The sequence below is a fragment of the Cobetia sp. 5-11-6-3 genome (assembly GCF_013374055.1).
Classification (GTDB): domain Bacteria; phylum Pseudomonadota; class Gammaproteobacteria; order Pseudomonadales; family Halomonadaceae; genus Cobetia; species Cobetia marina.
In genome coordinates this window covers 14,566-40,578 of the sequence record NZ_BLWJ01000014.1, presented here as the reverse complement: position 1 = coordinate 40,578, position 26,013 = coordinate 14,566, and the positions used below count along the sequence as shown (strand labels likewise).

Below are 26,013 nucleotides of genomic sequence, written 5' to 3'. Positions count from 1 at the left end.
GCCGTGGCAGCGCTAACGAGGTCGGCATTACATGGAGTTTGTCATTGCGTTCGTGTCTTTCATGGTCTGGCCGCTGCTGGCAGGGCTGCTGGTCACGCTGGTGCTGGAGCATCTGATCCTGCGCCAGATGGACTCGGCACCGGTGGTCTTCTGGCGCCGGTCCTGGAGCGCCCAGCTCGCCCATGTGGGGTATTGGTGCGCGAGCTGGGCGCTCTGCACCCTGATCACGCAACGCCCGTGGTTTTCCGTGGTGGTCGTCAATGCCCTGTGGCTGGTGGTGCTGCAGGTCAGTCACACCAAATACGTCTCGCTGCGTGAGCCTTTCCTGAGCCAGGACTTCGAGTATTTCACCGACGCCATCAAGCATCCCCGGCTGTATATCCCCTTCTTCGGCATCGGCCTGACGATTGCCGCCCTCTGCGCCGGCGCACTGGCGATCGGGACGGGTCTGTGGCTGGAACCCGCACTGGGGTTCTCTGCGCGCTACGCCGATGACACCAGCGCCTGGCTGGTACCGCTGGTCGCCTTGCTGCTGGCGAGCGGCGCCATGACCTATGCGCTCGGCAATCGACTGACTCGAGACATCATGCTGTTCCCGGAATATGACCTGCGTGAGCGCGGCATGGTCGCCTATCTGTTGGCATACGCTCGCCTGGCCCGTCGTCCGCTGATGCCGGATCACGATCCCCTGCAGGCGGCTGGGCAGACGGCGCGTGAGGCGCTGGAGGCGATCGGCAACGAAGCTGCACCAGGCTGTCTGCCCCACGTGGTGAGCGTTCAGAGCGAATCCTTCTTCGATGCGCGCCGCGTCTACCCCAAGGTGCGCGATGACCTGCTGCCGAATCTGGACCGCTGTCACTTCACCGCCCTGTCTCAGGGGCTGCCCTGCGGGCGGCTGGCCGTACCAGCCTGGGGCGCCAATACCGTGCGCACCGAGACGGCCTTCCTCACCGGTCTGACCGCCGAGCAGCTCGGCGTGCACATGTTCAACCCCTACCACCAGCTGGCCAGGCGTGATGTCTCCAACCTGGCCGCCAGCTACAAGGCGCTGGGCTATCGCACCCTGTGCATCCACCCGTATCCGGGCACCTTCTATCTGCGCAATCAGGTGCTCAAGCGCATGGGCTTCGATGAATTCCTCGACATCGCGCACTTCAGCGATGCCGACAGGTGTGGTCAGTACATCAGCGATGCCGCCGTGGCCGCCAAGGTGGAAGACTGTCTGCTGGCTGCGGGCGATACCCCGTTGTTCATCCAAGTGATCACCATGGAGAATCACGGGCCGCTGCATCTGGAGACATTGGACACGGCTCGCCTGTCGGAGTGGCATGACGGCGACCTGCCGGACAACTGTCAGGAACTCGGCATCTATCTGCGTCACCTGGTGAACGCCGATGCGATGATCGGCCAGCTGACCACGGCGCTTTCCAGGCTGCCGCGCGGCGGGCTGCTGTGTTTCTATGGGGATCACGTACCGATCATGCCCGAGGTCTACGCGACCCTGGGAGAACCCAATGGCGTGACCGATGGCTTCATCTGGTCCAGCGCCCTGCCGGAATCCGACGACACCGCGCGCCAGACCATGGCGACCGTGCGCGACGAGGACCCGGAGCTGATGGAATGGGCCCTCGACTGCGATGGGCCTTTCAAGACTGACGAGCAATGCCGCAAGGGCGACCCGCGCGTCACCAATATCGACACATTAGGAAGTGCGCTGCTGGAGGCGACCGCCCGTCATGCTCGCCACAGCGCCGCGACTCAGAAGTTCAGGAGCCTCTCATGACCCGACGCGTTGCCATCATCGGCGCTGCCAGCCGTTTCCCCGGCACCACTCAGGCCACTCTGTGGGACGACCTCCTGGCCGGCAAGGACATGGTGACCGAAGTCGCCGATGACCGCTGGAGCAAGGACTCCCTCCTGCACCCGGACAAGAAGGCACCGGGGATGAGCTACAGCTTCGCCGCCGGCTCGCTGGGCGACATCTCGGGCTTTGACCCGGCGTTCTTCGGCATCAGCCCACGCGAAGCCGCCAACATGGACCCCCAGCAGCGCATGCTGCTGGAGATGAGCTGGGAGGCCATCGAGCACGCCGGCATTCCCGCCGAGAAGATGCGCGGCTCGCGCTGTGGCGTCTTCATGGGCGTCGCGAGTCTCGACTATTCCTATCGCATGGCGGATGACCTGAGCGCCATCGGCCCGAATACCGCCACCGGCAACACCTCCAGCGTGGCCTCCAATCGCCTGTCCTATGCCTTTGACCTGCATGGGCCGAGCCTGTCACTGGATACCGCCTGTTCCTCGTCGCTGGTCGCCTTCCATCAGGCCTGCCAGTCGATCCGCAGCGGCGAGACCGACATGGCGCTGACCGGCGGCATCAGTCTGCACCTGCACCCTTACGGCTTCCTGATCTTCTCCAAGGCCACCATGCTCTCGAAGACCGGCCGCTGTCAGGTCTTCGATGAGGCGGGCGATGGCTACGCGCGCTCCGAGGGCGGCGGCATCTTCCTGCTCAAGGACCTTGATCAGGCACTCGCCGATGGCGACCGCATCCTCGCCGTCGTCGCCTCCTCGGTGGTCAATACCGATGGCTACAAGTCCGGCCTGACCGTGCCCAACCCCGCCGCGCAGATCCAGCTGATGGAGCGCGCCTGTGAACTGGCCGGCGTGACGCCTGACGAGATCGATTATCTCGAGGCCCACGGCACCGGCACCGCCGTCGGTGATCCACTGGAAACCCGCGCCATCGGTGCCGCCATCGGCCAGAAGCGCTCAAGCCCGCTGCCGATCGGCTCGATCAAGAGCAACATGGGCCACCTGGAGACGGCCTCCGGCGTGGCGGGGCTGGCCAAGGCGCTGGGCGTGATCGCCCACCGCGAGGTGCCGGCCACCATCAAGATCCAGCGTCTGAATCCGAAGATTCGCAGCGACGAGTGGAATCTCGACATCGTCACCCAGCCGCGCAAGCTCAAGGCCTCCGGCCGTCTGGTGGTCGGGGTCAACTCCTTCGGTTTCGGCGGCGCCAACGCCCACGTGCTGCTGGAAAGTGCCCCCGAACCGGCGCTAGCGCAACCGACGACTGACGGCGACCAGACGCCGCCGCTGCGCCTGAGCGCCCGCTCCCCCGAGGCGCTCAGACAGATGGCGCGCGAGCTGGCCGAGCACCTGCGTGAGACGCAGGCGCACGATGCCGCCCCGAGCCTCTACGACCTCGCCTGGCACCTGGCGGCCCGCCGTGAGCATCACGTGCACGGCGCGCTGCTGAGCGCAGACAGCCTGCAGCAGCTGATCGAGGACCTCGACACCCTGGGCGGTGAGGCTGCGCTGGGCGATCATCCGCGCATCACCCTGGCGGACCGCCTCGCCCCGCTGCCCGCCGAGAGTGACAATGGTGCCTCGCCGCGCAAGGCGGCCGGCGCGCCCTCCCTCACTCGTGAGCGTGGGCCGGTATTCGTGTATTCCGGCAATGGCTGTCAGTGGGCCGGCATGGGTCGCACCCTGATGCAGGAATCCGCCAGCGTGCGCGCCTGCCTGACCCGACTGGATACGGCCTTCCGCGAGTTCAATGGCTTCGAGCTGCTCAAGGAACTGGACGGCAGCCTGGCCGAGGACGGTGGGAACCGCCTCGACGCCACCGAGATCGCCCAGCCGACGCTATTCGCGCTGCAGGTGGCGATCACCGAATGGCTGATCGAACGCGGCATCCAGCCGGTGGCCGTCACCGGCCACAGCGTGGGCGAAGTGGCGGCGGCCTGGGCCAGCGGTGCCTTGAGCCTCGAGCAGGCGACCCGTGTCATCTTCCAGCGCAGCCACCATCAGGGACGCACCCGCGGCAGCGGCGCGATGATGGCGGTGGGGCTGGGTGAGAGCGAGATGTGCGAGTGGCTGGAACAGCCACAATGGGCCTCGCTGTCACTGGCTGGCATCAACGGCCCGCGCGGCACCACGCTGGCCGGCGACCGCGAACGGCTCGAGGCCCTGAGTGCCGAGCTTTCCGCACAGGGCACCTTCGCCCGCGTGCTGGGGCTCGACTATGCCTTCCACAGCCCGGCGATGGACCCGATCAAGGACGGCCTGCTCGCCTCTCTCGAAGGGCTGACGCCCCGCGCCACCCGCATTCCCTTCCTCTCCACCGTCACCGGCAGCGTGATCGAAGGCGAACGCCTGGACGCCAGCTACTGGTGGGAGAACATCCGTCAGCCGGTGCAGTTCGAGGCCGCCGTCACGCGTCTGGTCAGCTGGCAGTCCGCCAGCGAGGCGGACCTTGGCCGTCATCGTCTGCTGGTCGAGATCGGTGCCCATCCGATTCTGCGCAGCTATCTGAATGATGTCCTCAAGGCGCGCAGTGACGAGGCGCCGGCGGGACAGGTGCTGGCCAGTCTGGAGCGCCGCCATGATGGCCTGGAAGCGCTGGAGCACCTGCGCGGCCGCCTGCTGCTCTCCGGCGCGGTGGATCTTACTCGCCTGTTCCCGGTGGCCGGTCGCTTCGTCGATCTGCCGACCTACCCCTGGCAGCGCACGCCATGCTGGGTGAAGACCACCAGCGAAGGCCAGCGCCTGCTGGAACGCCATTACGTGCATCCGCTGCTCGGCTATCGTCTCGCCCAGCAGCAGCTGACCTGGGAGGCGCAGCTCGATACCCGCAAGGTCGCGTGGCTGGCCGATCACCAGGTCGGCGAAAGTGCCGTCTTCCCGGGTGCCGGCTATCTGGAGCAGTGTCTGGCGGCCGCCCACGAATGGCAGGCCGCCAGCGCGGAGGAGGATTCCCTGCCCGACGTGCTGGATCTCGAGGACTTCGAGATTCGCGCCCCGCTGCTGCTCGATGACACCACCCTGCGCCTGACGCGACTATCACTGGACAGCCGCAACGGCGCCATGCGTCTGGAAAGCCGCGAGACCCGCGCTGAAAATGCCGACAAGTGGAACCTGCATGCGGTAGCGCGTGCCTTTACGGCCACGCGTGGCCGTCTGCTGGAGCGTCGCGCCCCGGCGTTGCCTGCGCGTGCCGCCGACCTGGATCGCGAGGCCCACATCGCGGCCGCCGCCCGGCTGGGCCTGCACTACGGCCCGCACTTCCGCGCCGCCGAGCAGATCTGGGTCGAGCGTGGCAGCGAAGGCGCAGTCAACAGGCACACCGTCGGCACAGCCCCGCATCCGCAGGTGCTGGCGCGCTTCGCGCTGACCCCGGAAATGCTCATGCAGGACGGTGACTTCCACCTGCACCCCGGTGTGCTCGACAGCGCCTTCCAGCTGTTCATCCCGCTGCTGGGCGTGCTCCAGGGCCAGACGGCCGCCAGCGATGGCATGGCCTTCGTGCCGGTGCGGGTCGGCCGCCTGCAGGTGCGTGAGCAGGTACGTGCCTCACAGATCACTACCGCCCGCGTGGTCCTGCGCTCGCGCGGCCCGCATTCGCTGTGTGCCGATTTCGAGCTGTACGATGCTGACGGGCGCGCCGTGGCCGTTGCCGAGGAAGCGCGCTTCCGGGCCGTGCGTCTGGGTCGCGATGGCACGGCCCACCTCGATTATCTGGATATCGCCCTGACGGCGGCGCCGCATCCGCTGAGTCCGCGCCCTGCCGCCGCCCTGGCGCTGGAGTCGCTGGTCGCCGAGGCGATGGCGCCCGAGCTTGCCCACAGCGACGACACCACGCATCCGCTGGAAGACAGCCAACGCTTCCGTGATGAGCTGGAGCCGCTGCTCGACAGCCTGATGCTGGCCAGCGTGCACGAGACACTGATGCGCCACGCGGCGCCGGGCGATCCGGCAGCCCCGCATCTGGATCACGAGGCGCTGTCCCGCTGGCAGCGCCGCAGCCCGCTGTTCACCCGCGTGCTGCTCGACTGGGCGAGTGCCCAGGGCCTGACCGAATCCCGCGAGAGCGGCGACTGGCAGATCCACCCGCTGGACCTGCCGGCGGCCCGCGACATCTGGCAGCTGCTGGTTCGTGACTATCCGGGGCAGTTCCCGCTGACGCATGCGGCAGGCCGCCTGCATCTGCACCTGGACGAATGGCTCAACCGTGGCATGCCGATGGGCGGCACACCATTGGGCAGCTCCCCGTTGGATGGCACCGAGGCAGATTCCGCGGCGGACGTGTTGGATGATACCGAGCAAGCCTCGCCCACCGCTCAAGTCTCCGGCGTGGAGGGACTCGCCACTGACACCCTCACCCAGGACGCCGAGGCGGCACTGGCGCAGTTGCGCCAGCCGTTGATCCCCACCCTGCTCAAGACCGCCGTCGGCAATGCCGGCTGGCAGTGGCTGAGCGCGCAGCTGGATCAACGTCTCGCCCGCAGCCTAGGTGAACTGCCCGCCGGCCAGCGTCTGTCGGTGCTGGAACTCGGTGCCGGTGGCCCGTGGCTGGGACAGCGACTGGAAGCACTGCGTCTCGCCGACCGGCGTGAGCCGTCTTTCGATGCGCTGGATTACACCTTCCTCGCCGCCAGCCAGAGTGCGCTCGGCGAGGCCCAGCGCCTGCAGGAAGACCTGCCGCTGATCGATGTCACCGCCAGCGAGGGCTGGGAAAGCCCCCAGGCGCCGGTACAGGTCGCGATCGTGCATCTGGACATGGAAGCGCCGTCTCAGGCCCGCGAGTTGCTCAGTCAGCTGGTGCAACGCCTGGCCCCCGGCGCAGAGGTCCTGCTGTGTGGCTGTGAGCCAGCCGCCTGGAGCGGCCCGATACTGGCGCTGGACTACGGCGAGCAGCTGCGCAGTCATCCTGGCATGGCCCAGTGGCAGCGCCTGCTCGGCCAGCTTGGCCTGAGCCTGCCGGCGACGAATTCCAGCGCGGCGCCGATGTCCGGTGCCTGGTGGATGGCCGCGAGCAAGGCGATGGCCGATGACTCCGCTCAGTCAGATGTGCCACACACGTCCCTGAAGATCGCGCTGCTGGATACCCCACAGGCGGCTGCGGACCAGACGCTGATCTCGTCACTGTCGCAGTCCCTGGAGGCGCGTGGCCATCAGGTGGCGCACGTGACGCTGCCGCCGCAAGACACCCCGGAGGCGTTGTTCGCTCGCTTCTCGAGCGTCGATCATCTGGTCGCACTGCCGGCCAAGGCCAGCGACGCCGCTGCCGCCAACGCCCGGCAATGTGCCCGCCAGCAGCTGCTCACCGAGGTCGCCCAGGCCTTCGAGGCGGCGCAGGAAAAGGATGACAGTCTGGTGGCGCCGACCCTTTGGGTGCTCACGCATGATGTGGCCGCCATGTGGCAGTCGCCGCCCTCGAGGGGTGCGACTGCGACCGAGGCGCCTGCCGATGCCGCCAGCTGGGGCTTTGCGCGCAGCCTGGCCAACGAGAGCCAGTCACTGGATATCCGCCTGCTGGACACGCCGGTACTGGGAAGCGACGCCGTCAGCACGTCAGCCTTGATCAACGCGCTGGTACAGGAAGTCGAAGCCCCGGATCACGAGCAGGAAGTCGTGCTGGATGCCAATGGCGCCCGCTTCGCGACACGCCTGCGTCAGGTGACAGCCCCTGCACAGGCAAGGCTTGCGATGACCGCCGAGCAGGCATCCCACGAGACGGCGGCAGACCAGAGCGAGACAGCCCGGCAGGATCGCCGCAGCGTGAGTCTGGGCTTCAGTCAGCCGGGCCAGCTGCGCAATCTCGAGTGGCAGCCGCGTCACCTGCCCGAGGTGGCACGCGGTGACGTCGAGGTACGTGTCGAGGCCACCGGCCTCAACTTCCGCGACGTGATGTACACCCTCGGGCTGCTGTCGGATGAAGCCATCGAGCACGGCTTCTCCGGCCCGAGCCTGGGACTCGAGTTCTCCGGTGTGGTGACACGCGCCGGTGACAACGCCGAATTCGCGGTCGGTGAGCGGGTGGTCGGCTTCGGCCCCGCCAGCTTCTCGGACCGCCTGGTGATCGCGGATACCGCGCTGGCCCGCGTGCCTCAGGGCGTCAGTCTGGAAGCGGCAGCGACCATTCCGACCACCTTCTTCACCGTCTACTACGCCCTCAAGCATCTGGCGCGTCTGGAAGCCGGCGAGAAGGTGCTGATCCACGGGGCTGCCGGGGGGGTGGGCATCGCGGCGCTGCAGATCGCCGAGTGGCTGGGCGCCGAGGTGTTCGCTACCGTCGGTTCGCCCGCCAAGCGTGATTTCCTGGCGCTGATGGGCATCGAGAACGTCTATGACTCGCGCAGCCACGGCTTCGCGGAAGACATCCTGGCCGACCTCGCCGCCCGCCAGCAGCGCGATCCGAGCGTGGATGCACGCGGTGTCGACGTGGTGCTCAACTCGCTGGCCGGTGAGGCCATCGTCCAGAATCTGCGCGTGCTCAAGCCCTTCGGGCGCTTCTGTGAGCTGGGCAAGCGTGACTTCTACGAGAACACCCCGATGGGGCTGCGTCCGTTCCGCAACAACCTGAGCTATTTCGGCATCGACTCCGATCAGTTGATGAAGGAATGCCCGGGCCTGACCACGCGTCTGTTCCGCGAAATGATGGCGCTGTTCGAGGATGGCACCCTCGCGCCGCTGCCCTACACCACCTTCGATGCCAGCCAGGTGGTGGAAGCCTTCCGCTACATGCAGCAGGCCCGCCAGATCGGCAAGGTGGTGGTCACCCAGCGCTCCCTCTCTGCACCGCTGAGCGAGGCGCAATCTGCTCCCGCCGGTTCCGGGACTTCTGGCATGACCGCCGGCGGCTTGGCGGCGCACTCCGGCGAGCTGAGTCTCGACCCGGCGGCCAGCTATCTGGTCACCGGCGGCCTCGGGGGCTTCGGGCTGCGCAGCGCCGAGTGGCTGGCCGCACAAGGCGCTCGTGAACTGGTATTGCTGGGGCGCTCCGGCGCTGCCAGTGACGAGGCACAGGCAGGTGTCGCGCGTCTCGAGGCACAAGGCGTGCGCGTGCATGCGCTGGCCTGCGATGTCGCCGATGAAGCGGCGCTCACGGCCGTGTTCTCACGCTTCACCACGCCGGCGGATGCCAGTGAGGCGGAAGATGCCATCGCGCCGCTCAAGGGCATCATCCATGCTGCGGCGGTGATCGACGATGCGCTGATCCGCCATCTGGACGCCGAGCGCATCCAGCGGGTGATGACCCCGAAACTCGAGGGCGCACGTCTGCTGGATCGTTTGAGTGCCGAGCATGCGCTGGACTTCTTCGTGCTCTACTCCTCGGCGACCACACTGTTCGGCAATCCCGGTCAGAGTGTCTATGTGGCAGCCAACCACTGGCTGGAGGGGCTCGCCGCCAATCGTCGTGCGCGTGGCCTGCCGGCCACCTGTGCCCGCTGGGGCGCGATCGAGGATGCCGGCTTCCTGGCGCGCAACGAGAAGACTCGCGAAGCGCTCAAGAATCGTCTGGGCGGTGATGCGCTGATGGCGGATCACGCCCTGGCCTGTCTCGGCGAGATGATCGTGACGGATCAGCAGGCGCTGGTACTCGGCAAGCCGGGTCGCTCGCTGGGCGTGCTGGAGCTGGAATGGGGAGCGCTGGCGCGCTTCCTGCCCACGGCCGCGACACCGCGCTTTGACGAGATCGCACGGCGCGCCGGAGATGATGACGGCAGTCAGGCGCAGCAGGACGATATCGCCGCGGCCCTGGCGGGCTTGAGCGGTGAGGCGTTGCAGACCGCCATCGTCGAGATCCTCAAGGGCGAGCTCAGCAAGATCCTGCTGATCGACGTGGCCGCCATCGACGTCAACAAGAGCGTCTATGACATGGGCTTCGACTCGCTGATGGGGGTCGAGCTGATGACGGCGGTGGAGGCGCGTCTGGGCATCAGCATCCCGGTCATGATGATCAGCGAGGCTGCCACCCTGTGGCGTCTGGCAGAGCGTCTGATGCACAAGATGAGCGCGGCCGATGGCGAGGACGCCGAGAGCAGCAGTGAAGATCAGGCCATGGCGCAGCTGGTCAAGCAGCACGGTGGCGATGCCATTCCCCAGGGCGAGCGCGGCGAGATGGTCAGCAAGTAGCCGCCGAGCGGATAAGACGCGGGCGACGGCTGCAGGACGGTGACGGCGAGGCGAGACTGGCGCCGGCTCCCGTCTTGCCGTAACGTCCCAGTCATATCGTCACAGGTTCGCGTCGCTTCCAACGGCGGCGCCGACATGCATCACGTACCCGACGGGCGGGGAGCCACGGCTCTCGCGCCCGTTTTTGGGTCAGCAACATCGTGAAAGGAATTCGACTCTTGGCATCACGTCATACCCCCGGATCTTCCGCCAGTGACATGAAACAGCAGTTGCTGGACAAGGCCCGTGCACGCCGTACTCGCCCCACCACCGCACAGGCTCAAGAGCCCGAAGACGACATCTTCGCGCACAGGACAACCGCTCCACTGGAGATCAGCGATGACTTCGTGCGCTTCGATCGCCAGCCCGGTTATCAGCAGCTGAGCATGATGCAGCAGGCCGGCGCCGCCTTCGGCGTGCCGGAGCCCTTCTTCCGCGTGCATGAAGGCTGCGCAGGCGCCACCACGCGCATCGATGGGCGCGAGCTGGTCAACTTCGCCAGCTACAACTACCTCGACTATTCCCGTCATCCCGAGGTGATCAAGGCCGCGGCCGAGGCGGCGGCCCATTACGGCACCTCGGTGTCGGCCTCACGCGCCGTCTCCGGTGAGCGCCCGATCCATCGCGAGCTGGAAGCGGCTGTGGCGCGCACCTATGAGGTCGAGGATGCGGTGGTGTTCGTCAGCGGTCATGCCACCAACGTGTCCACGCTGGGCTATCTGCTCGGCCCGAAGGACCTCATCCTGCATGACGAGTGGATCCACAACAGCTCGCTGGTGGGAGCTCAGCTCTCCGGCGCTCGTCGCATGCCCTTCGCGCACAACGACCCGGACGCTCTGGAAGCCCTGCTCAGCAGTCAGCGCGGCAAGTTCGAGCGCGTGCTGATCGTCACCGAAGGCCTCTACAGCATGGACGGCGACGTGCCGGACCTGCCACGCCTGATCGCCCTCAAGCAACAGTACCGCTGCTGGCTGATGGTCGATGAAGCCCACTCCTTCGGCGTGCTTGGGGAGCGTGGGCTCGGCCTGAGGGAGCACTTCGACATCGCTGCGCGTGACGTCGATATCTGGATGGGCACGATGAGCAAGACGCTGTCCGGCTGCGGCGGCTACATCGCCGGCTGCAAGGAACTGGTCAGCATGCTGCGCTACTTCGCGCCGGGCTTCCTCTACTCGGTGGGCATGCCGGCGCAGGTCGCCGCCCCGTCGCTGAAGATCCTCGAACTGCTCCAGGGCGACGATGCCAGACAGCGCATCGCCCGCCTGCATGCCGTCTCCGGCTACTTCCTCACGCGCGCCCGTGCGCTGGGGCTGGATGTCGGCGACAGCCTGGGCGTCGCGGTGGTGCCTGTCATCCTCGGCAGCTCCCTGGTGGCGGCACGCCTCTCCAACCAGCTGTTCGAGGCCGGCTTCAACGTCCAGCCCATCCTGCACCCCGCCGTCCCGGAGAAAAGCGCCCGTCTGCGCTTCTTCCTCTCCTGCGAGCACACCGAAACCCAGGTGGACGCCGTCCTCGAGACCCTCATCCAGCAGCTGAGCGACATCAAGGCAGGGCTCTGAGGGTCGTCAGCCCACACGTGACGGATCGGCCAGTTCTGCCAGTTCACACCCCAGAACGCAAAACGCGGCCCTGCTCTTCAGCGGGGCCGCGTTTTTGTCACGGGATCGCAATTACCGAAAATCAGTGCCTCAATCGGTGAGGCTCAAGCCTGATCTCCCGAAAGTTCGCTCAACACCTGCTCGAACACCTCTTTAGGCTGAGCGCCGTTCAGAGCGCTGCGACGATTGAAGACGAAGGTCGGCACGCTGGAGATGCCCATCTGCTGCCAATGGGCTTCGCGCGCCCTTACCTGCTGGAGGGCTTCCGGGTCGTCCAGCTGTGCCAGACCTTCGGTGGCATCCAGCCCGACCGCAGCCAGAGAGTCCGCCATCACGGCGCGGTCCGACATGTCCTTCTGCAAGGTGAAGTAGTCAGCGTAGAACTGCATCATCAGGTCATGCTGCATGCCCTGTTCGGCGGCGTACTCGAGCAGGACGTGAAGCTCGAGGGTGTTCACCATGCGCATGTCGTCGAAGAAATTGAAGACCAGGCCTTCCTCGGCTGCCAGTGCGGTCAGATTGCGACGTGCTTCGGCACTGGCCTTGGGCGTGGTGTCGTACTTGCGCTCGATATGGGCGCGCAGATTCTCGCCGTGTGCCGGCATGTCCGGATTCAGCTCGAAGGGCTGCCATTCGATCTCGACGCTATCTTCCAGGCCGAGTGACTGAATGGCGCTCTCGAGGCGCTTGTAGCCGATCACGCACCACGGGCACATCACGTCGGAGACGATGTCGATCTTGAGCTTGTCTTGCATGTCAGTTCTCCTGAGCGGTGAAGCAGCCTCCTTCACCCCACGTGAATAGTCGTGAGCGATTGCTCAAATTTTGCGCGTACTTTAGACCCGTCACCTTCGCAGGTCAAAATACTCTCAGGGTGCCTGCAGTGTCTCGAGGCGTCGCTCGTGGGCGCGCAGCGTGCCCCACACGATCGCCAGCCAGAAGGCGTAGACCATCACGCCGCTGGCCTGGGAGAACATCACCCAGGTCATCCCGAAGTCGAGAAAGGTCAGCGGCAGCAGCACGCCGGCGACAGCCAGTGAGCGCAATGTCAGGTCGTCGCTGTCCAGGCGACGGTAGAAGAGTCGCAGCGGCACCAGATAGAGTGCCAGCAACGCCAGCAAGCCCAGTACCCCACGCTTGACCCAGGCATCGAGAAACTCGTTGTGGGGATGCTCATAAGGTTGGACGTGGCGACTCAGCTCTCCCCGCTCGATCATCGCATCACGCGCCTCGGCATACCCCGTCTCGCCCCTGCCCAGCCACGGCTGCTCGGCGATCATCAGCAAGGCGCCCCGCCACATCTCGAAACGCGCGCCCACCGAGGTCCTGGCATTGCGATCTTCCATGTACTTCGTGACATCCGAGACGCCGGCTTCGACACGTTGCTGGATACCGGTCGCCGGCGTCATCACCATCAGGGCGATCACCCCGGCACACATGAAGACGCCCAACCGCAGTACACGCCGCGAGATCACCTCACCATAACTGCGATACAGCACCCAGGCCGCGAAGGGAAAGCCGATCCAACCGCCGCGCGTCCCCGACATCAAGGAGCCGATGATGCCGAACGCACCGCCAACCAGCAGCGCCAGCAACCAATAGCGCCGCCGAGCTCCCGCATGACCCATTGCCCAGCCCAGGCCTGCCAGACACATCAGCCCCATCAGCATGCAGATATCGCCGAAGTTGATGGTGTTGGTAAAGCCACCGGCGCGGTGCACACCCCACACCAGCTTCTGCCACATCGCCCAGCTGCCGGTCAGCACGCTGCCGAGGATCAACCCACCCCACATCGCCCCCAGCGACGGAGGACATGACAACACGAGCAACAGCACCGGCACAGCCAGCAACAGGCGAATAGGCACGCCTGTCGTCTGCCACGCATCCCCCTGCAGCAGGATGCTCACCAGCAACAAGGCTGCGAGGCCCGCCATCACGCCGATGACGGTCATGTCCTCCTTGCCAGGCGCGCGCAGCAGCGTGCGCGGCTCGCGCAGCAACCCATAGCCACTGAGCAACACCAGCAGTGCCGGCCCGATGCTATAGCCAGAGGGCACGACCAGACTGAGCAGACCGAACAGGAAAACGCCGCAGGACACGGGGCGCGACGTCACCGAGGAAACATCGGCGTCAACGGGGGATGAAGCTGAACGAGCGAGGGAATCGTATGACGGCATACCTGGCCTTCCTGACCCAGTGATGACTCTATGAAGGATGGCACGAGCCACTCAGGCGCATGCTGCAGAGGGCTATTGAGGACTCCATGGGAGAGATAGCCTGACACAACTGCCCACCTCCTTGGCATCAGGCAAGCAGCATGAAAGTCTTCACCTATGCCCTCTCTACCCGGTGCCCTGTGAACCCATATGAAAACGCCGCATCACGAGGATGCGGCGTTGTATTTTCGATCAAGAACCAGCGCTCAGGGTCAATCGTTGCCGAACAGATCGCGGGTGTAGACCTTGTCGACCACATCGGCGAGCTCTTCCGCCATGCGATTGCTCAGAATGACGTCAGCTTCCTGCTTGAACGCCTCGAGATCCCGCATGACGCGTGACCCGAAGAAGGTGTCCTCTTCCAGTACCGGCTCGTACACCACCACTTCCACACCCTTGGCCTTGATACGCTTCATCACGCCCTGCATGGCACTGGCGCGGAAGTTGTCAGAGCCGGACTTCATCACCAGGCGATACACCCCCACCACCTGCGGGTTGCGCTTGAGCACGGATTCCGCAATGAAGTCCTTGCGCGTGGTGTTGGCATCGACGATGGCCTGGATCATGTTGTTGGGCACTTCCTGATAATTGGCCAACAACTGCTTGGTATCCTTCGGCAGGCAGTATCCCCCATACCCGAAGGACGGGTTGTGGTAGTGCTGGCCGATGCGCGGGTCCAGTCCCACCCCTTCGATGATCTGCCTGGCATCCAGGCCATGTGATTCGGCGTAGGTATCCAGCTCGTTGAAGTAGGCGACGCGCATTGCCAGGTAGGTATTGGCGAACAGCTTGATGGCCTCTGCCTCGGTGCTGTCAGTGAACAGCACATCGACACCCTGCTTGATGGCACCTTCCTTGAGCAGCCCGGCGAACACCTCGGCACGCTCGGAGCGCTCACCGACGATGATGCGAGACGGATGCAGGTTGTCGTACAGCGCCTTGCCTTCACGCAGGAATTCCGGCGAGAACATCAGATTCTGAGTCTGGAAACGCTCACGCGCCCCCACCGTATAGCCCACCGGCACGGTGGACTTGATGACCATCACCGCGTCAGGATTGATATCACGCACATCCTGAATCACCGCTTCCACACTCTTGGTGTTGAAGTAGTTGGTAGTGGCATCGTAATCCGTCGGCGTCGCGATGATCACGAAATCGGCATCGCGGTAGGCCTCTTCCTTGTCGAGGGTAGCGCGGAAATTCAGATCTCCACGCGCCAGAAACTCATGAATCTCATTATCGACGATAGGTGAGATACCACGGTTCAGGCCTTCCACCTTCTCCGGCACGATATCCAGTGCGATCACTTCATGATGCTGTGCGAGCAGCATGGCGTTGGAGAGTCCGACATAGCCGGTGCCTGCGATGGCAATTTTCATTTCCAATGTTTCCTGTATTTATCCATATTCAATATCTAGCACTGTTCTGCTGGCAGCTATCTCATACTGCGGTGACGACACCAAGATCAGGCTACTTTGTTTAAGAATATACTTGCCCTAGAGGATAACGCTGATAAGCAATGATCGATACTCGGAACATTGGCTTGACCTGACGCAAATTTCTAATGTGCATAGCATGAAAAGGCCCCGATCCTCTGGATCGGGGCCTTCCTGTCTGCGCCTTCACTCATGCCTTCTTGAGCGAAGGCATGAGTGGGCCACAATCTCTCACACCATACTCACCGACCGGTGAAGTTGTTGCGCACCAGATCGACCACATCATCCATGCGCCCATTGAGCACCGCCTTGGCGGAGTAGAGCGCGGTGGAGGCGACCTGTCCGGCTTCGATGTGCGGCGGCATCACCAGCTCCATGCGGTTGACCTTGACCTCGAGCACCCCGGGGCCGTCCTGGGCCAGCAGGCTCTGCACTGCCTCATCCAGCTCGTGCTTCTCCTCGACACGCCGTCCCCACAGCCCCATGGACTGGGCGACCAGCGAGAAGTCGGGATTCTCGAGTTCGGTGTAGGTATCCAGGATGCCCTCGACCTTCTGCTCCAGCTCAACGAAGCCCAGCGTGCTGTTGTTGAAGATGACGATCTTGAGCGGGATCTTCTCCTGCTTGAGGGTCAGCAGGTCCCCCATCAGCATCGACAGACCGCCATCACCGCACATGGCGATCACCTGACGTTCAGGGTAGGCCTTCTGGATGCCGATGCCCTGAGGGTAGGCATTGGCCATGGTGCCATGCATCAGACTTGGCAGCGTGCGACGCTTGCCGTTGGCGCGGATATGACGCAGGCACCACACCATGGGGCTGCCGCCATCGGCGGTGAAGACGGCGTCCTCACTGGCATGGCGGTCCAGCGCCAGGGTCAGTTCCTGCGGGTGAATCAGATGCTCATCGTCGGAGGTGACGGCGGCCTCGTCGCGCGCCTCGAGATATTTCTTGCGGCAGCTGTCCAGCCAGCCACTGTCGTCACGCGGGTCCACGCGGGTCAGCAGCGCGTCACAGGTGTCCTTGACGCTACCGACGACACCGAGATCCACCGGATGACGGATACCGATCTTGCCGGGGTCGAGATCCACCTGGATCACGGTGGCCTTGTCCGGATAGAACTGGGACCAGGCAAAGCTGCAGCCCAGCAGCAGCAAGGTGTCACATTCCGCGACGGCCTCGTAGCCGCCCTGCAGGCCGAACACGCCGGTCATGCCGACTTCCTGCTCGTTGTTGGGCTCGATGAAGTCCTTGGCACGCGACGTCCAGGCCACCGGCGCCTTGAGGCGACGTGCCAATGCCAGCACTTCTTCCTGCGCATCCTGACAGCCGACCCCGGCGTAGATCGACACCTTGCCCGGCTGATTGAGCGCCTCGGCGACGGCGGCCAGCTCCTGCTCACTCGGGCGAATCACCGGTGAGAAACGATGGGCACGCCAAGGCAGCGAAGCTTTCGGCTTCTGCGGGAATAGATCCCCCGGGACGATCAGCACCGCGACCCCACCTTCCGCCAGCGCCTTCTGCGCCGCGATGGCCACCATGCGGCGAGCATTCTCGGGATTGGTCAGGTATTCACAGAACACGCTGTACTGGGAGTAAAGCGCCTTCTGGTCCACATCCTGCGGGAAGCCCACGCCCATCTCGGCGGTATCGATCTGCGAGGCGATGAACACCACCGGTGCGCCATTGCGATGCGATTCGATCAGACCATTGAGAAAGTGGGTGCTCCCCGGGCCACAGGTGCCGGCACAGCAGGTCAACTCCCCGCTGATGAAGGACTCGCCCCCTGCCGCGAAGCCGGCCACCTCCTCATGCCGCACATGCACCCACTCCATCTCGGAGCGCCGGATGGCGTCGGTGAAATGGTTGATGGTATCGCCGACGATGCCGTAACAGCGCTTGGCACCTGCCTCGAGCAGGGATTCGGTGATGATCTCGGAGACGCTATGGGCCGAAGAATGGGACTTGGACATGGGGGCGCTTTCCTTTTCCGTTGAGTTGCGGTGAAGGATGAGCGATGCATTCACTCATTCGAATAAACAGTAAACAAGACGTTGGGATGACCCGAGGAAATGCAATGGTGAGGGCGCAAGGCACAAGTGGCACACGGCGTTGCGTGCGGCGTAGCATGACCCTGTGGCACCCGAGCCACTCCGCCTGATCACGCCACTCCGCCTGATCACGCCACGCAGCGTGCACAGGCGAAGTGCACAGGCAGAGTGTGCATGCAGAGCAGAGCGCGATGCTGGATGGAGCAATGCTGGAGAGCGCGCAAAGCCGGAGAGAACGATGCTGGGGAGAACGAAAATGCTGAAGAGGATGGGAATGCAATGGCCGATCATTCAGGCCCCGATGGCAGGCGTCTCGACGCCTCGTCTGGCAGCCGAGGTCTCGAAGGCAGGCGGGCTGGGCTCGATCGGCGTCGGTGCCACGGATGCCGACGGCGCCCGCAGGATGATCACAGAACTGCAAGCGATGACCGACAGGCCCTTCAACGTCAATGTCTTCGTGCACCCGGCCCCGACACATGACGCTGCTCGCGAGAGCACCTGGCGGGAGTGGCTGACGCCGCACTTCCAGGCCTTCGAGGCAACGCCCCCCGCCAGACTCGACACGCTCTATACCAGCGTCGCCGATGACCCCGACATGCAGGCGATGTTGCTGGAGACTCGCCCACCCGTCGTCAGCTTTCACTTCGGCCTGCCCTCACGCGATTTCATCCGCGCCTTGAAGGAGGCAGGCATCTGGCTCATGGCGACAGCGACCCACCAGGGGGAAGCCCGCGCCATCGAGCGGGCCGGCCTGGACGCCATCGTGGCGCAGGGATTCGAAGCGGGAGGCCATCGCGGCATGTTTGATCCAAAAGCCGCGGATACCCAGCTGAGCACTGCCGTCCTGACCAGGCAGCTGGTAGACGCCACGCACCTGCCGATCATTGCCGCAGGAGGCATCATGAATGGTGAGGCCATTGCCGCCGCTCTCGCGAATGGCGCCGTGGCAGCCCAACTCGGAACCGCCTTCATCGCCTGCCCGGAATCCAGCGCCGATGCCGCCTATCGAGACGCCCTCACAGGACCGGCAGCGCATGACACCCGCATGACCTCGATCGTCTCGGGCCGCCCCGCACGCATTCTCGCCAATCGATTCGCCAGCCTGATGGAAGACCCATCATGCCCCGCACCACCGGACTACCCTCTCACCTACGCCACCGGCAAGGCGCTCAACGCCGCCGCCAGATCGCAGGGCGACACCGGTTTCGGGGCACAGTGGGCGGGCCAGGGCGCCCCGCTGGCCAGAGCGATGCCAGCGGGAGAGCTGATGGCAATATTGGGAAAGGAATATCGAATGGCATGTAGGGCAATGTCGTTGCGGAGGTAACGGGTCAGAGCAAGGCGCTGCACCTTCAGTGCAGTGCCACTCCTGACAGGCTGCTTCACTCCTCACTCAGCACTCCACACTCCACACTCAGCCCCCTCACTCAGCCCTCCACATTCCACACTCCCCCTCACCTCCTCTTTCCTATCCCGTTCCTCCCCTACCTCTGTTCGCCCGCCTTCGACCCTCGAACCAATCTGCGCAGTGCACCCAATTGATTCTTTATTTCAAGGCGTTAGCGCTAGAAGTCTACCAATTCACATATAAATGAAAAAAATACCTGAAAATTTCACTTGCGTGATTTACACCGCCGTCTATTTTCATTTTGACGCGAGAAGATTCATCGAGTGCTGCATCAGCTGCAGCGCATTCACTGACGATGGATGGGGACCTTGCCGGTTCGATGAATGGCGAAGTCCCAGCCCCCGCTCCCATGACAACAATAAAATCTGCTCTCGATATTCCTGTCGGCTTGTCAGGTGTCTGACGAGATCTGGCTGGAGCATCAGGGCCCCTTCCTGGAGGCATCCCAGTGACAGCAACACGCAATCCCGCAGCGGCTGAGCGCGCTGGCAGCAACGGCGTTCCGCGCTCGTCCGGTCTGCTTGGCGACTACGACAAGGGGCTGTTCTGGCCCGTTCTCAGCATCTACACCCTGATCATGATCTACGCCCTGGCGGCACCGGAGCAGACCGGCGCGGCGCTGTCCGGCATACGCGACTTCCTGATCTTCAACTTCGGTTGGAGCTTCGTGCTTGGGGTCGCCGCGACGCTGATCTTCAGCTTCTATCTGTTGCTCAGCCCCTTTGGCGGCATCCGGCTGGGGCCGGACGACTCACGCCCTGAATTCAGCTATGTGGCGTGGATCTCGATGATCTTCAGCTGCGGACTGGGCATCGGCTTCGTGTTCTTCAGCGTCGCCGAGCCATTGACGCATCTCTACACCTCCTCGCATGTGCAGGACCTCAATCAAGTCGGCCAGCAGGCCGGGGTATCGACCGCGATTCTCGACACCTTGATGGACTGGGGCATGAATGGCTGGGCACTGTTTGCCGTGGCCGCCTGGGCCATCGCCTTTCCGGCCTATCGCCTGGTACAGCCGCTGACGGTCGCCACCGGCCTCTACGGCCTTCTGGGAGAGCGTTGCAACAGCAGCCTGTGGGGCAAGCTTGCCAACGGGCTGGGGGTGATCGGCACCATCGGCGGCAATGCCACCATGATCGGCCTGGGCGTCACCTCCATCAGCTATGCCTTGAAGGTGCTGTTCGGGCTCGAGTTCGGTGCCTTCGGTCAGGCCATGGTGATGCTGGTGATCATCATCGCCTACGTGGCATCGGCGGCAACCGGCATCGAGCGCGGCATCAAGTACCTCAGCCTGCTCAACATGGTCATGGCCGGTGCCATATTGCTGGCGCTGCTGGCCTTCGGTCATGCACCGGCGCAGTACCTGCTGAACATGATCACCCAGCAGTTCGGTGATTACTTCGGCGCCGTCTTCGTCAACCAGTTCTGGACCGACGCGGGCAGCTTCGAACAGCGCGAATGGGTGGGCTGGTGGATGATCTTCTACTGGCTCTGGTACATCTCCTACATCCCCTTCTGCGGCGGTTTCATCGCGCGCATCTCCCGCGGCCGCACCCTGCGCGAATTCGTGTTCGGCGTGGTGGTGGTGCCGATGCTGCTGTCGATCGTGTGGTTCAGCATCTGGGGTGGCTCGGCCGGCTATGCCGAGGTCAATCAGATCGTGCCGCTGTGGGAGAGCGTGCAGGGCAATCCGGAATCCGGCATCTACCTGTTGCTGCAGAGCATGCCCGGCGGCTGGTGGCTGTGCCTCGCGGTGCTGTTCAACATCATCGTCTTCGCCGTCACCACCTCGGATTCGGCCTCGTTCTTCTCGGCCATGCAGGTTTCCAATGGCAACGAGAATCCGAAGATCCTGATGCGACTGCTGTGGGGCGTGATCATCGGTGTCACCGGCATCGTCTTCCAGCTCGCCGGAGGCTTCAACGCCATCAAGAGCCTGGCGATCGTGGTCGGCGCGCCCTTCTTCCTCGTCAGCATCGCCTACATGTTCTCGGTCTATCGCATGCTCAAGGCGACCCACGAGCAGCCTGCAACGGCCATGCAGCCGGCCCCTCAGGCCAGGCCGATGCCTGCCGAAGCCGCTGAGCCTGAAGCCCCGAGCGCTGCCACACCCGCCACGCCAGCTACCACGTCCAGTATCTCGCCAAGTGCTACAGCCACGCCGGGCACCACTGCCACGCCAACGCCTCACGCCCTCCCGGGATCGGGAAACCAACCCATCCCGGGCGCGACCTGAGCGGCATGATGCGCCTCACGTCGACTCGGGCAGGCAGAGACCCCAGAGCGCAACGCGCCTGGACAAGCACCGCCATTGATCACCAATGACATTGATCACCGACAACAACGATCACCAATGACAACGATCGCCAACAACAACACGGATGGTGACCCACGATGACTGTCAAGCAGCCTTACAACCCTCACTACGACCCCCTCAAGGACAGCTCCCCGGGCGAAGGCGTGGATTATGCGCCGAGCTACTGGCGCTACCACGCCGGCCCGCCTCCCGAGGATGATGGCCCGGTCACTGACGACATGGAGGCAGACGTGGTGCTGATCGGCGCCGGCTTTACTGGCCTTGCCACGGCGATGTTCCTGGCGCGCGAGCACGGCATCAAGGCGGTGGTGCTGGAGGCCAATCAGATCGGCTGGGGCTGCACCAGCCGCAATGGCGGCCAGGGCCATCTGGCCTGGGGACGCCTGAGTCGCAGCCAGTGGGTCAGGAAATGGGGGGTCGACATGGCGCGCCAGCTGCACGCCAATAGTCTCGAGGGTTTCGAGGTCTTCAAGTCTCTGACCCAGGACCCGGAAGTGGATTGCGAGCCTCAACCGCTGGGCAATCTGCTGATCGCCCATAGCCCGCAGGCCATGCAGCATCTCGAGGCCGAATCACGCCTGTGCAACAACATCCTCGGTTACCGGACCCGGACACTGGACCGTGCGACGGTGCATCGGGATTTCATGGGCGATCAGGAAAGTCACGGCGCGATGCTGGAGCCCGAGGGCATCGCCGTGCAGCCGCTCAAGCTGGCCTACAGCTATGCGCGTATCGCGCGCCGCCATGGCGCCAGAATCCACACCAGCAGCCCGGTGCAACACTGGACGACAGAGAACGGCATCCACTATCTGCAGACACCGGGAGGCACGGTAAAGGCACGCGCGGTAGGCATCGCCACGGCGGGCTATACCAGCCCCAACCTCCACTCACTGACCGCCTATCGCAACATGCCGATCATGGCCAATTCGGTGTGGACGCGCACACTGACCGACGATGAGATCGAGGCCTGCGGCCTGCGTTCGACCATCCTGACCACGGACACCCGCAAGCTGCGCTATTACTATCGGCTGCTGCCCGAGAAACGCCTGCAGATCGGCACGCGCAGCGCCATCAGCGGTGCGGATGCGCAGAATGCTCGTCATCTGGATGTGGTGCATGCCGCCATCGCACGCAAGTTCCCGGCGCTGGCCGGCATCGAGACACCGTGGTTCTCGCATGGCTGGATGGATATCTCCCACGACATGATGCCGCGCATCGTGCAGCCGGACCCCAAGCAGCAGATCTTCTACTCCCAGGGTTACAGCGGCAACGGCGTGTCGTTCTCGGCCTATGCCTCCAGACAACTCGCCGCGCTGATCGCCGGTCAGTCACTGCCCGAGCGCCACCTGCCGATCTTCAACTCCCCACTGCCCGCCCATCCGCTCAGGCCGATCCGACGCATGGGGCAGCATCTGCTCTACAAGTATTTCCAGGTGCTGGACAAGGTGAGCTGAGCCACGACTCGCTCTCTACGCTCACCGACCACCGTCTTTCATGTTGCTCAACACGCCACGGCGCTCCCGAATGACGTCGCGGCACCTCCCACTGGCATGCCACTCGCGGCATGCATGCACCAGAGACCCGTACCATGAACCGTGAACAGATGACCGCCATGTTCGATGCCTTCAATCGCCACGCCATCGATGACGTCATGGAGTACTTCGCCGATGATGTGGTCTTCGACACCGTGTCCGGCGATGAGGCGCACGGCACGCGTATCGTCGGCAAGGCCGCCGTGCGCGATGCCTTCGTGAATACCTGGACGACCATGCCTGATGTGCAGTGGGCCAAGGGCGAGTTCTTCTTCGCCGATCAGCGCGTCGTCTCCGAATGCACCTTCATGGCGACCCAGCCCGATGGCCTGCGTGTCGAGGCCGATAGCGTGGATCTCTTCACCATCGAGAAGGGCAAGATCACCCGCAAGCAGGCCTTCCGCAAGCAGCGACCGGCCTTTGCCCCAGCCGGGTGATTTTCACGCCCGGCGCACACGCAAAAGGCCAGTCATCATGACTGGCCTTTTGCGTCTCAAGCGTTATCTCTAAAGCCGCTATCTCAGAAGCCGCTATCTCGAGCCCTGAATCAACACCAGTCCCGACACGACGATTTGATAACGTCACTGACTTATCTCTCCACGCCGCATGCTGATAATCTTGCTGATGAAAACCACTTCACGCTTTTCATCTACATGAAACGCCACGCATTGACCGCCAGCTCCCATTGCCAAGAGGAAACCGGATGACCACGGAGACAGACTCCTCACAGGCATCAGCCGGCAGCACCGCACTCAGCAATGCAGAACAGGAAGACCGTCGTATCGGCAGACAGCTGCGCGACCTGCGCAAGTCCCGTCAGATGACACTCAGCCAACTGGCGAAGCGCGTCGGAAAATCCGTCGGCTATCTGAGCCAGGTGGAGCGCGGCGTCTCCTCCCTCCCCATCGGGGTGCTACAGGCCCTGAGTGACGCCCTCGGTGTGCGCGTCAGCTGGTTCTTCCAGCCGGGCGGGAGTGACTCGGCGGCCGAACAGGAAACTATCGTGCGCGCGGATCAACGCCGCGCCATGAACCTCAGCGCCATCGGTGCACGGGAAGAACTGCTCTCCCCCCGCCTGAGCGGTCAGCTCATCCTGATCATGACCCGTCTGCAGCCCGGCGGCAGCGGCGGTGAGACGCCTCGTGAGCGGCGCGGTGAGGAAGCGGGCTATGTGGAAAGTGGCCAATTGGAGCTGACCATCGGCGAGCAGGTCTTCCTGCTCAACCCGGGCGACAGCTTCTCGCTGACCGGGGAGGAACCCCACTGGATTCGCAACCCCGGCGAGACCGAGACCCGCATCGTCTGGGTGATGACGGGCGTGGAGTACTGAGCCCCTCATCTCCATGAGGCACCTTCAACGAGGCATCTTGTCCCGCGTCGTGTAATAGACGCTGTCGATATGCGAGAGCATGGCGCGTTCGGCGGCGTCAGGGTCGCCGGCGCGCAACGCTTCGACGATACGTACGTGCTCTTCATAGCTGCGCTTGATCGAGCCATGCTCGGCCATGACCTGGCGACGAATGTTGAGCGCATAGGTATAGAGCTCGTGGGCGTAGCGGATCAGGATCTCGTTGCGCGAATACTCCGCGATCACCTGATGGAAGTTCTGATCCGAGAGCTGGAAGTTCACCGGCGAGTCGAAATGCTGGGACTGGGCGTCCAGCAAGGCATCCAGCTTCTTGAGGCCCGCGGCATCGATGTGCCGTGCTGCGCGGCGGGCGATGGCCGACTCCACCACGATACGGCTCTCGAAGACGCTCTCGATGTCCAGATTGTTGAGCTCGTCGCCCTGCTGACGTGCGGGATGATTGCGGAAGCTGTCGATCACCGCCTCACTGGCACACACCCGTGACTTGCTGCCATGCGAGACATTGAGCAGGCCATAGCCCGTCAACAGCGCCAGCCCCCCCCGCACGGTCTCACGACTCACTTCAAACAGCTGCGCCAGCTCACGCTCGCTGGGCAGCTCATCCCCATCGCGCAGCAGGCCGGTCAGGATCATCTCGATGAGCTTGTCGGCGAGAATTTCCTTCTTGGTCTGATTCTTCAGCGCTTTCTCGAAGGCGAAAGGCGTCTGGTTCATGCGGCCCCCACTGGTATAAATTTCATACCAGAATAACTGACAACCGAATCAGACGCACCAGAAAACCGACCATGGTCGCAATTTTCGAGAAATCCTTGACCAATCATCGTGCGCTCGGCTAGTTTTCATCTCAACTGGTCCGGTAAACCAACCAGCAGTCCAATCAAGTCGTGATATTTCACAGTCCTGAACTGGCCTGAACTGTCCTGAACTGTCTTGAGAAGACCCTCACGCCAGAGGCCGGACTGCTGAGCACGCCCGACATCGACACGATCGACAACGATCGACGACAACGACAACAACGACGACAACACCAAGAGGCTGACCCCATGTCCGCAACACGCCCTGTCATTGCCCTGACCCTCGGTGATCCCGCCGGTATCGGCCCGGAGCTGATCGCTCGCCTGATCGCGGAACCCGAGCAGTTCGCCGAGACCCACAGCGTGCTGGTCGGGGATCAGTGGCTTTGGGAGCAGGGCCAACGCCAGGCCGGACGCTTCACCGAGCTGCCACGCGTCACAAGCTTCGCGGAAGCCCGTGAACATGAAGGCCTGTCATTGATGCTGGTGGAGAGCGTGGCACAGCAGGAGGTGACGCTGGCCGAGGAAAGTGCCGCCTGTGGCGCCTCGACCCTCGCGGTGCTGTCTCGTTGCCTGGAAGCGGCCCAGAACGAGGAAGTCGACGCCATCTGCTTCGCGCCCCTCAACAAGCTGTCGATGAAGAAAGGCGGCCTGGGTCATGAGGACGAGCTGCACTTCTTCGCCGAGACGCTGGGCGTCAAAGGCTACTTCTGCGAGTTCAACACCCTGGGGACGCTGTGGACCTCACGTATTTCCTCGCATATCCCGCTCAAGGATGCCGCCGAGTACGTCACTCAGGAGCGCATCATCGCCGCCAGCCAGCTGATTCATGACTCGCTGACACTGGCCGGCGTCGAGCAGCCGCGCATCGCCGTGGCCGCCTTCAATCCCCATGGTGGCGAGGGCGGCACCTGCGGGCGTGAGGAGATCGATGTCATCGCGCCGGCCGTCGCCGAGTGCCGCGCCCAGGGCTATCCCGTGGAAGGCCCCTTCCCGGCTGACACCATCTTCCTCAAGGCACGCGACGGCGAGTACGACGCCATCGTGACCATGTACCACGACCAGGGGCAGATCGCGATCAAGCTGCTGGGCTTCAAGTCCGGCGTCACCGTCCAGGGCGGCCTGCCGATCCCCATCACCACGCCGGCCCACGGCACCGCCTTCGATATCGCAGGCCAAGGCAAAGCGGACGTGAACCCGACCCGCAATGCCTTCGCGATCGCCAAGCGCATGGGCACCAACCTGCGCGCGCTGCGCCTCGAGACCGCGTCGGCCTGACGCCTTGTCACTCTTGCTCACCTATCTGCGCCAACGTCATCCACAACAAGG

The 26,013-nt window shown here is 64.0% G+C and carries 14 protein-coding genes; 9 read left to right on the top strand and 5 right to left on the bottom strand.

The window, feature by feature from the left end:
* Positions 1-31: 31 nt before the first annotated feature.
* The 3 genes from HXS66_RS17060 (at position 32) to HXS66_RS17045 (ending at position 11,522) form a co-directional block, all read left to right on the top strand.
* Positions 32-1,783: an LTA synthase family protein gene (locus HXS66_RS17060; protein WP_176494482.1), complete on the top strand. Its 1,752-nt coding sequence runs from the start codon at positions 32-34 to the stop codon at positions 1,781-1,783.
* A complete protein-coding gene (locus HXS66_RS17400) occupies positions 1,780-9,924 on the top strand; it encodes a type I polyketide synthase (protein WP_218015201.1) in 8,145 nt (2,714 codons plus the stop codon). The genes HXS66_RS17060 and HXS66_RS17400 overlap by 4 nt, the downstream gene beginning before the upstream one ends.
* Positions 9,925-10,181: 257 nt before the next feature.
* Entirely contained in the window at positions 10,182-11,522 is a 1,341-nt protein-coding gene (locus tag HXS66_RS17045; RefSeq protein ID WP_176504153.1) for an aminotransferase class I/II-fold pyridoxal phosphate-dependent enzyme, read from the top strand.
* Positions 11,523-11,665: 143 nt separating this feature from the next.
* Here HXS66_RS17045 and HXS66_RS17040 read toward each other — a convergent pair whose 3' ends face one another.
* From HXS66_RS17040 to HXS66_RS17025, 4 genes are all read right to left on the bottom strand, one after another.
* Entirely contained in the window at positions 11,666-12,316 is a 651-nt protein-coding gene (locus HXS66_RS17040) for a DsbA family oxidoreductase (RefSeq protein ID WP_176494474.1), read from the bottom strand.
* Positions 12,317-12,430: 114 nt separating this feature from the next.
* Positions 12,431-13,738 (bottom strand): O-antigen ligase, encoded by a 1,308-nt coding sequence (locus tag HXS66_RS17035; protein ID WP_176504146.1) that lies wholly within the window; start codon positions 13,736-13,738, stop codon positions 12,431-12,433.
* A 251-nt stretch (positions 13,739-13,989) separates the two neighbouring features.
* Positions 13,990-15,156, bottom strand: a complete 1,167-nt coding sequence (locus HXS66_RS17030) for a nucleotide sugar dehydrogenase (protein ID WP_176504145.1) — start codon at positions 15,154-15,156, stop codon at positions 13,990-13,992.
* A gap of 299 nt (positions 15,157-15,455) precedes the next feature.
* Positions 15,456-17,186, bottom strand: a complete 1,731-nt coding sequence (locus tag HXS66_RS17025; RefSeq protein ID WP_084208315.1) for a thiamine pyrophosphate-dependent enzyme — start codon at positions 17,184-17,186, stop codon at positions 15,456-15,458.
* Positions 17,187-17,502: 316 nt separating this feature from the next.
* Between HXS66_RS17025 and HXS66_RS17020 the strand changes: the two genes are divergently transcribed.
* The 5 genes from HXS66_RS17020 to HXS66_RS17000 all read left to right on the top strand — a co-directional run bounded on the left by HXS66_RS17020 (position 17,503) and on the right by HXS66_RS17000 (position 23,851).
* Entirely contained in the window at positions 17,503-18,591 is a 1,089-nt protein-coding gene (locus HXS66_RS17020) for a nitronate monooxygenase family protein (RefSeq protein WP_176504144.1), read from the top strand.
* Between the two features lie 529 nt (positions 18,592-19,120).
* Positions 19,121-20,908 carry a BCCT family transporter gene (locus tag HXS66_RS17015; protein ID WP_176504143.1) on the top strand — a complete coding sequence of 596 codons (1,788 nt, stop codon included), beginning with the start codon at positions 19,121-19,123 and terminating at the stop codon, positions 20,906-20,908.
* Positions 20,909-21,066: 158 nt separating this feature from the next.
* Entirely contained in the window at positions 21,067-22,443 is a 1,377-nt protein-coding gene (locus tag HXS66_RS17010) for an FAD-binding oxidoreductase (protein ID WP_136938519.1), read from the top strand.
* Between the two features lie 134 nt (positions 22,444-22,577).
* Positions 22,578-22,958, top strand: coding sequence for a nuclear transport factor 2 family protein (locus tag HXS66_RS17005; protein ID WP_157109445.1), 381 nt, complete (start codon positions 22,578-22,580; stop codon positions 22,956-22,958).
* A 266-nt stretch (positions 22,959-23,224) separates the two neighbouring features.
* The gene (locus tag HXS66_RS17000; RefSeq protein ID WP_084208311.1) at positions 23,225-23,851 is read left to right on the top strand and encodes a helix-turn-helix domain-containing protein; all 627 of its coding nucleotides are present in this window, start codon (positions 23,225-23,227) and stop codon (positions 23,849-23,851) included.
* A gap of 24 nt (positions 23,852-23,875) precedes the next feature.
* Here HXS66_RS17000 and HXS66_RS16995 read toward each other — a convergent pair whose 3' ends face one another.
* A complete protein-coding gene (locus HXS66_RS16995; protein WP_084208310.1) occupies positions 23,876-24,604 on the bottom strand; it encodes a FadR/GntR family transcriptional regulator in 729 nt (242 codons plus the stop codon).
* A 329-nt stretch (positions 24,605-24,933) separates the two neighbouring features.
* Here HXS66_RS16995 and HXS66_RS16990 point away from each other — a divergent pair, with 329 nt between their 5' ends.
* Complete coding sequence (locus HXS66_RS16990; RefSeq protein WP_176504142.1) at positions 24,934-25,962, top strand: 4-hydroxythreonine-4-phosphate dehydrogenase PdxA; 1,029 nt, start codon at positions 24,934-24,936, stop codon at positions 25,960-25,962.
* Positions 25,963-26,013 lie beyond the last annotated feature (51 nt).

Bases quoted from the DNA above. Each gene is read 5' to 3' on its own strand.
- HXS66_RS16995 (WP_084208310.1), bottom strand. From the start codon at position 24,604: ATGAACCAGACGCCTTTCGCCTTCGAGAAAGCGCTGAAGAATCAGACC.
- HXS66_RS17025 (WP_084208315.1), bottom strand. From the start codon at position 17,186: ATGTCCAAGTCCCATTCTTCGGCCCATAGCGTCTCCGAGATCATCACC.
- HXS66_RS17005 (WP_157109445.1), top strand. From the start codon at position 22,578: ATGAACCGTGAACAGATGACCGCCATGTTCGATGCCTTCAATCGCCAC.
- HXS66_RS17010 (WP_136938519.1), top strand. From the start codon at position 21,067: ATGACTGTCAAGCAGCCTTACAACCCTCACTACGACCCCCTCAAGGAC.
- HXS66_RS16990 (WP_176504142.1), top strand. From the start codon at position 24,934: ATGTCCGCAACACGCCCTGTCATTGCCCTGACCCTCGGTGATCCCGCC.
- HXS66_RS17045 (WP_176504153.1), top strand. From the start codon at position 10,182: ATGAAACAGCAGTTGCTGGACAAGGCCCGTGCACGCCGTACTCGCCCC.
- HXS66_RS17000 (WP_084208311.1), top strand. From the start codon at position 23,225: ATGACCACGGAGACAGACTCCTCACAGGCATCAGCCGGCAGCACCGCA.
- HXS66_RS17020 (WP_176504144.1), top strand. From the start codon at position 17,503: ATGCTGGGGAGAACGAAAATGCTGAAGAGGATGGGAATGCAATGGCCG.
- HXS66_RS17030 (WP_176504145.1), bottom strand. From the start codon at position 15,156: ATGAAAATTGCCATCGCAGGCACCGGCTATGTCGGACTCTCCAACGCC.
- HXS66_RS17400 (WP_218015201.1), top strand. From the start codon at position 1,780: ATGACCCGACGCGTTGCCATCATCGGCGCTGCCAGCCGTTTCCCCGGC.
- HXS66_RS17060 (WP_176494482.1), top strand. From the start codon at position 32: ATGGAGTTTGTCATTGCGTTCGTGTCTTTCATGGTCTGGCCGCTGCTG.
- HXS66_RS17040 (WP_176494474.1), bottom strand. From the start codon at position 12,316: ATGCAAGACAAGCTCAAGATCGACATCGTCTCCGACGTGATGTGCCCG.
- HXS66_RS17035 (WP_176504146.1), bottom strand. From the start codon at position 13,738: ATGCCGTCATACGATTCCCTCGCTCGTTCAGCTTCATCCCCCGTTGAC.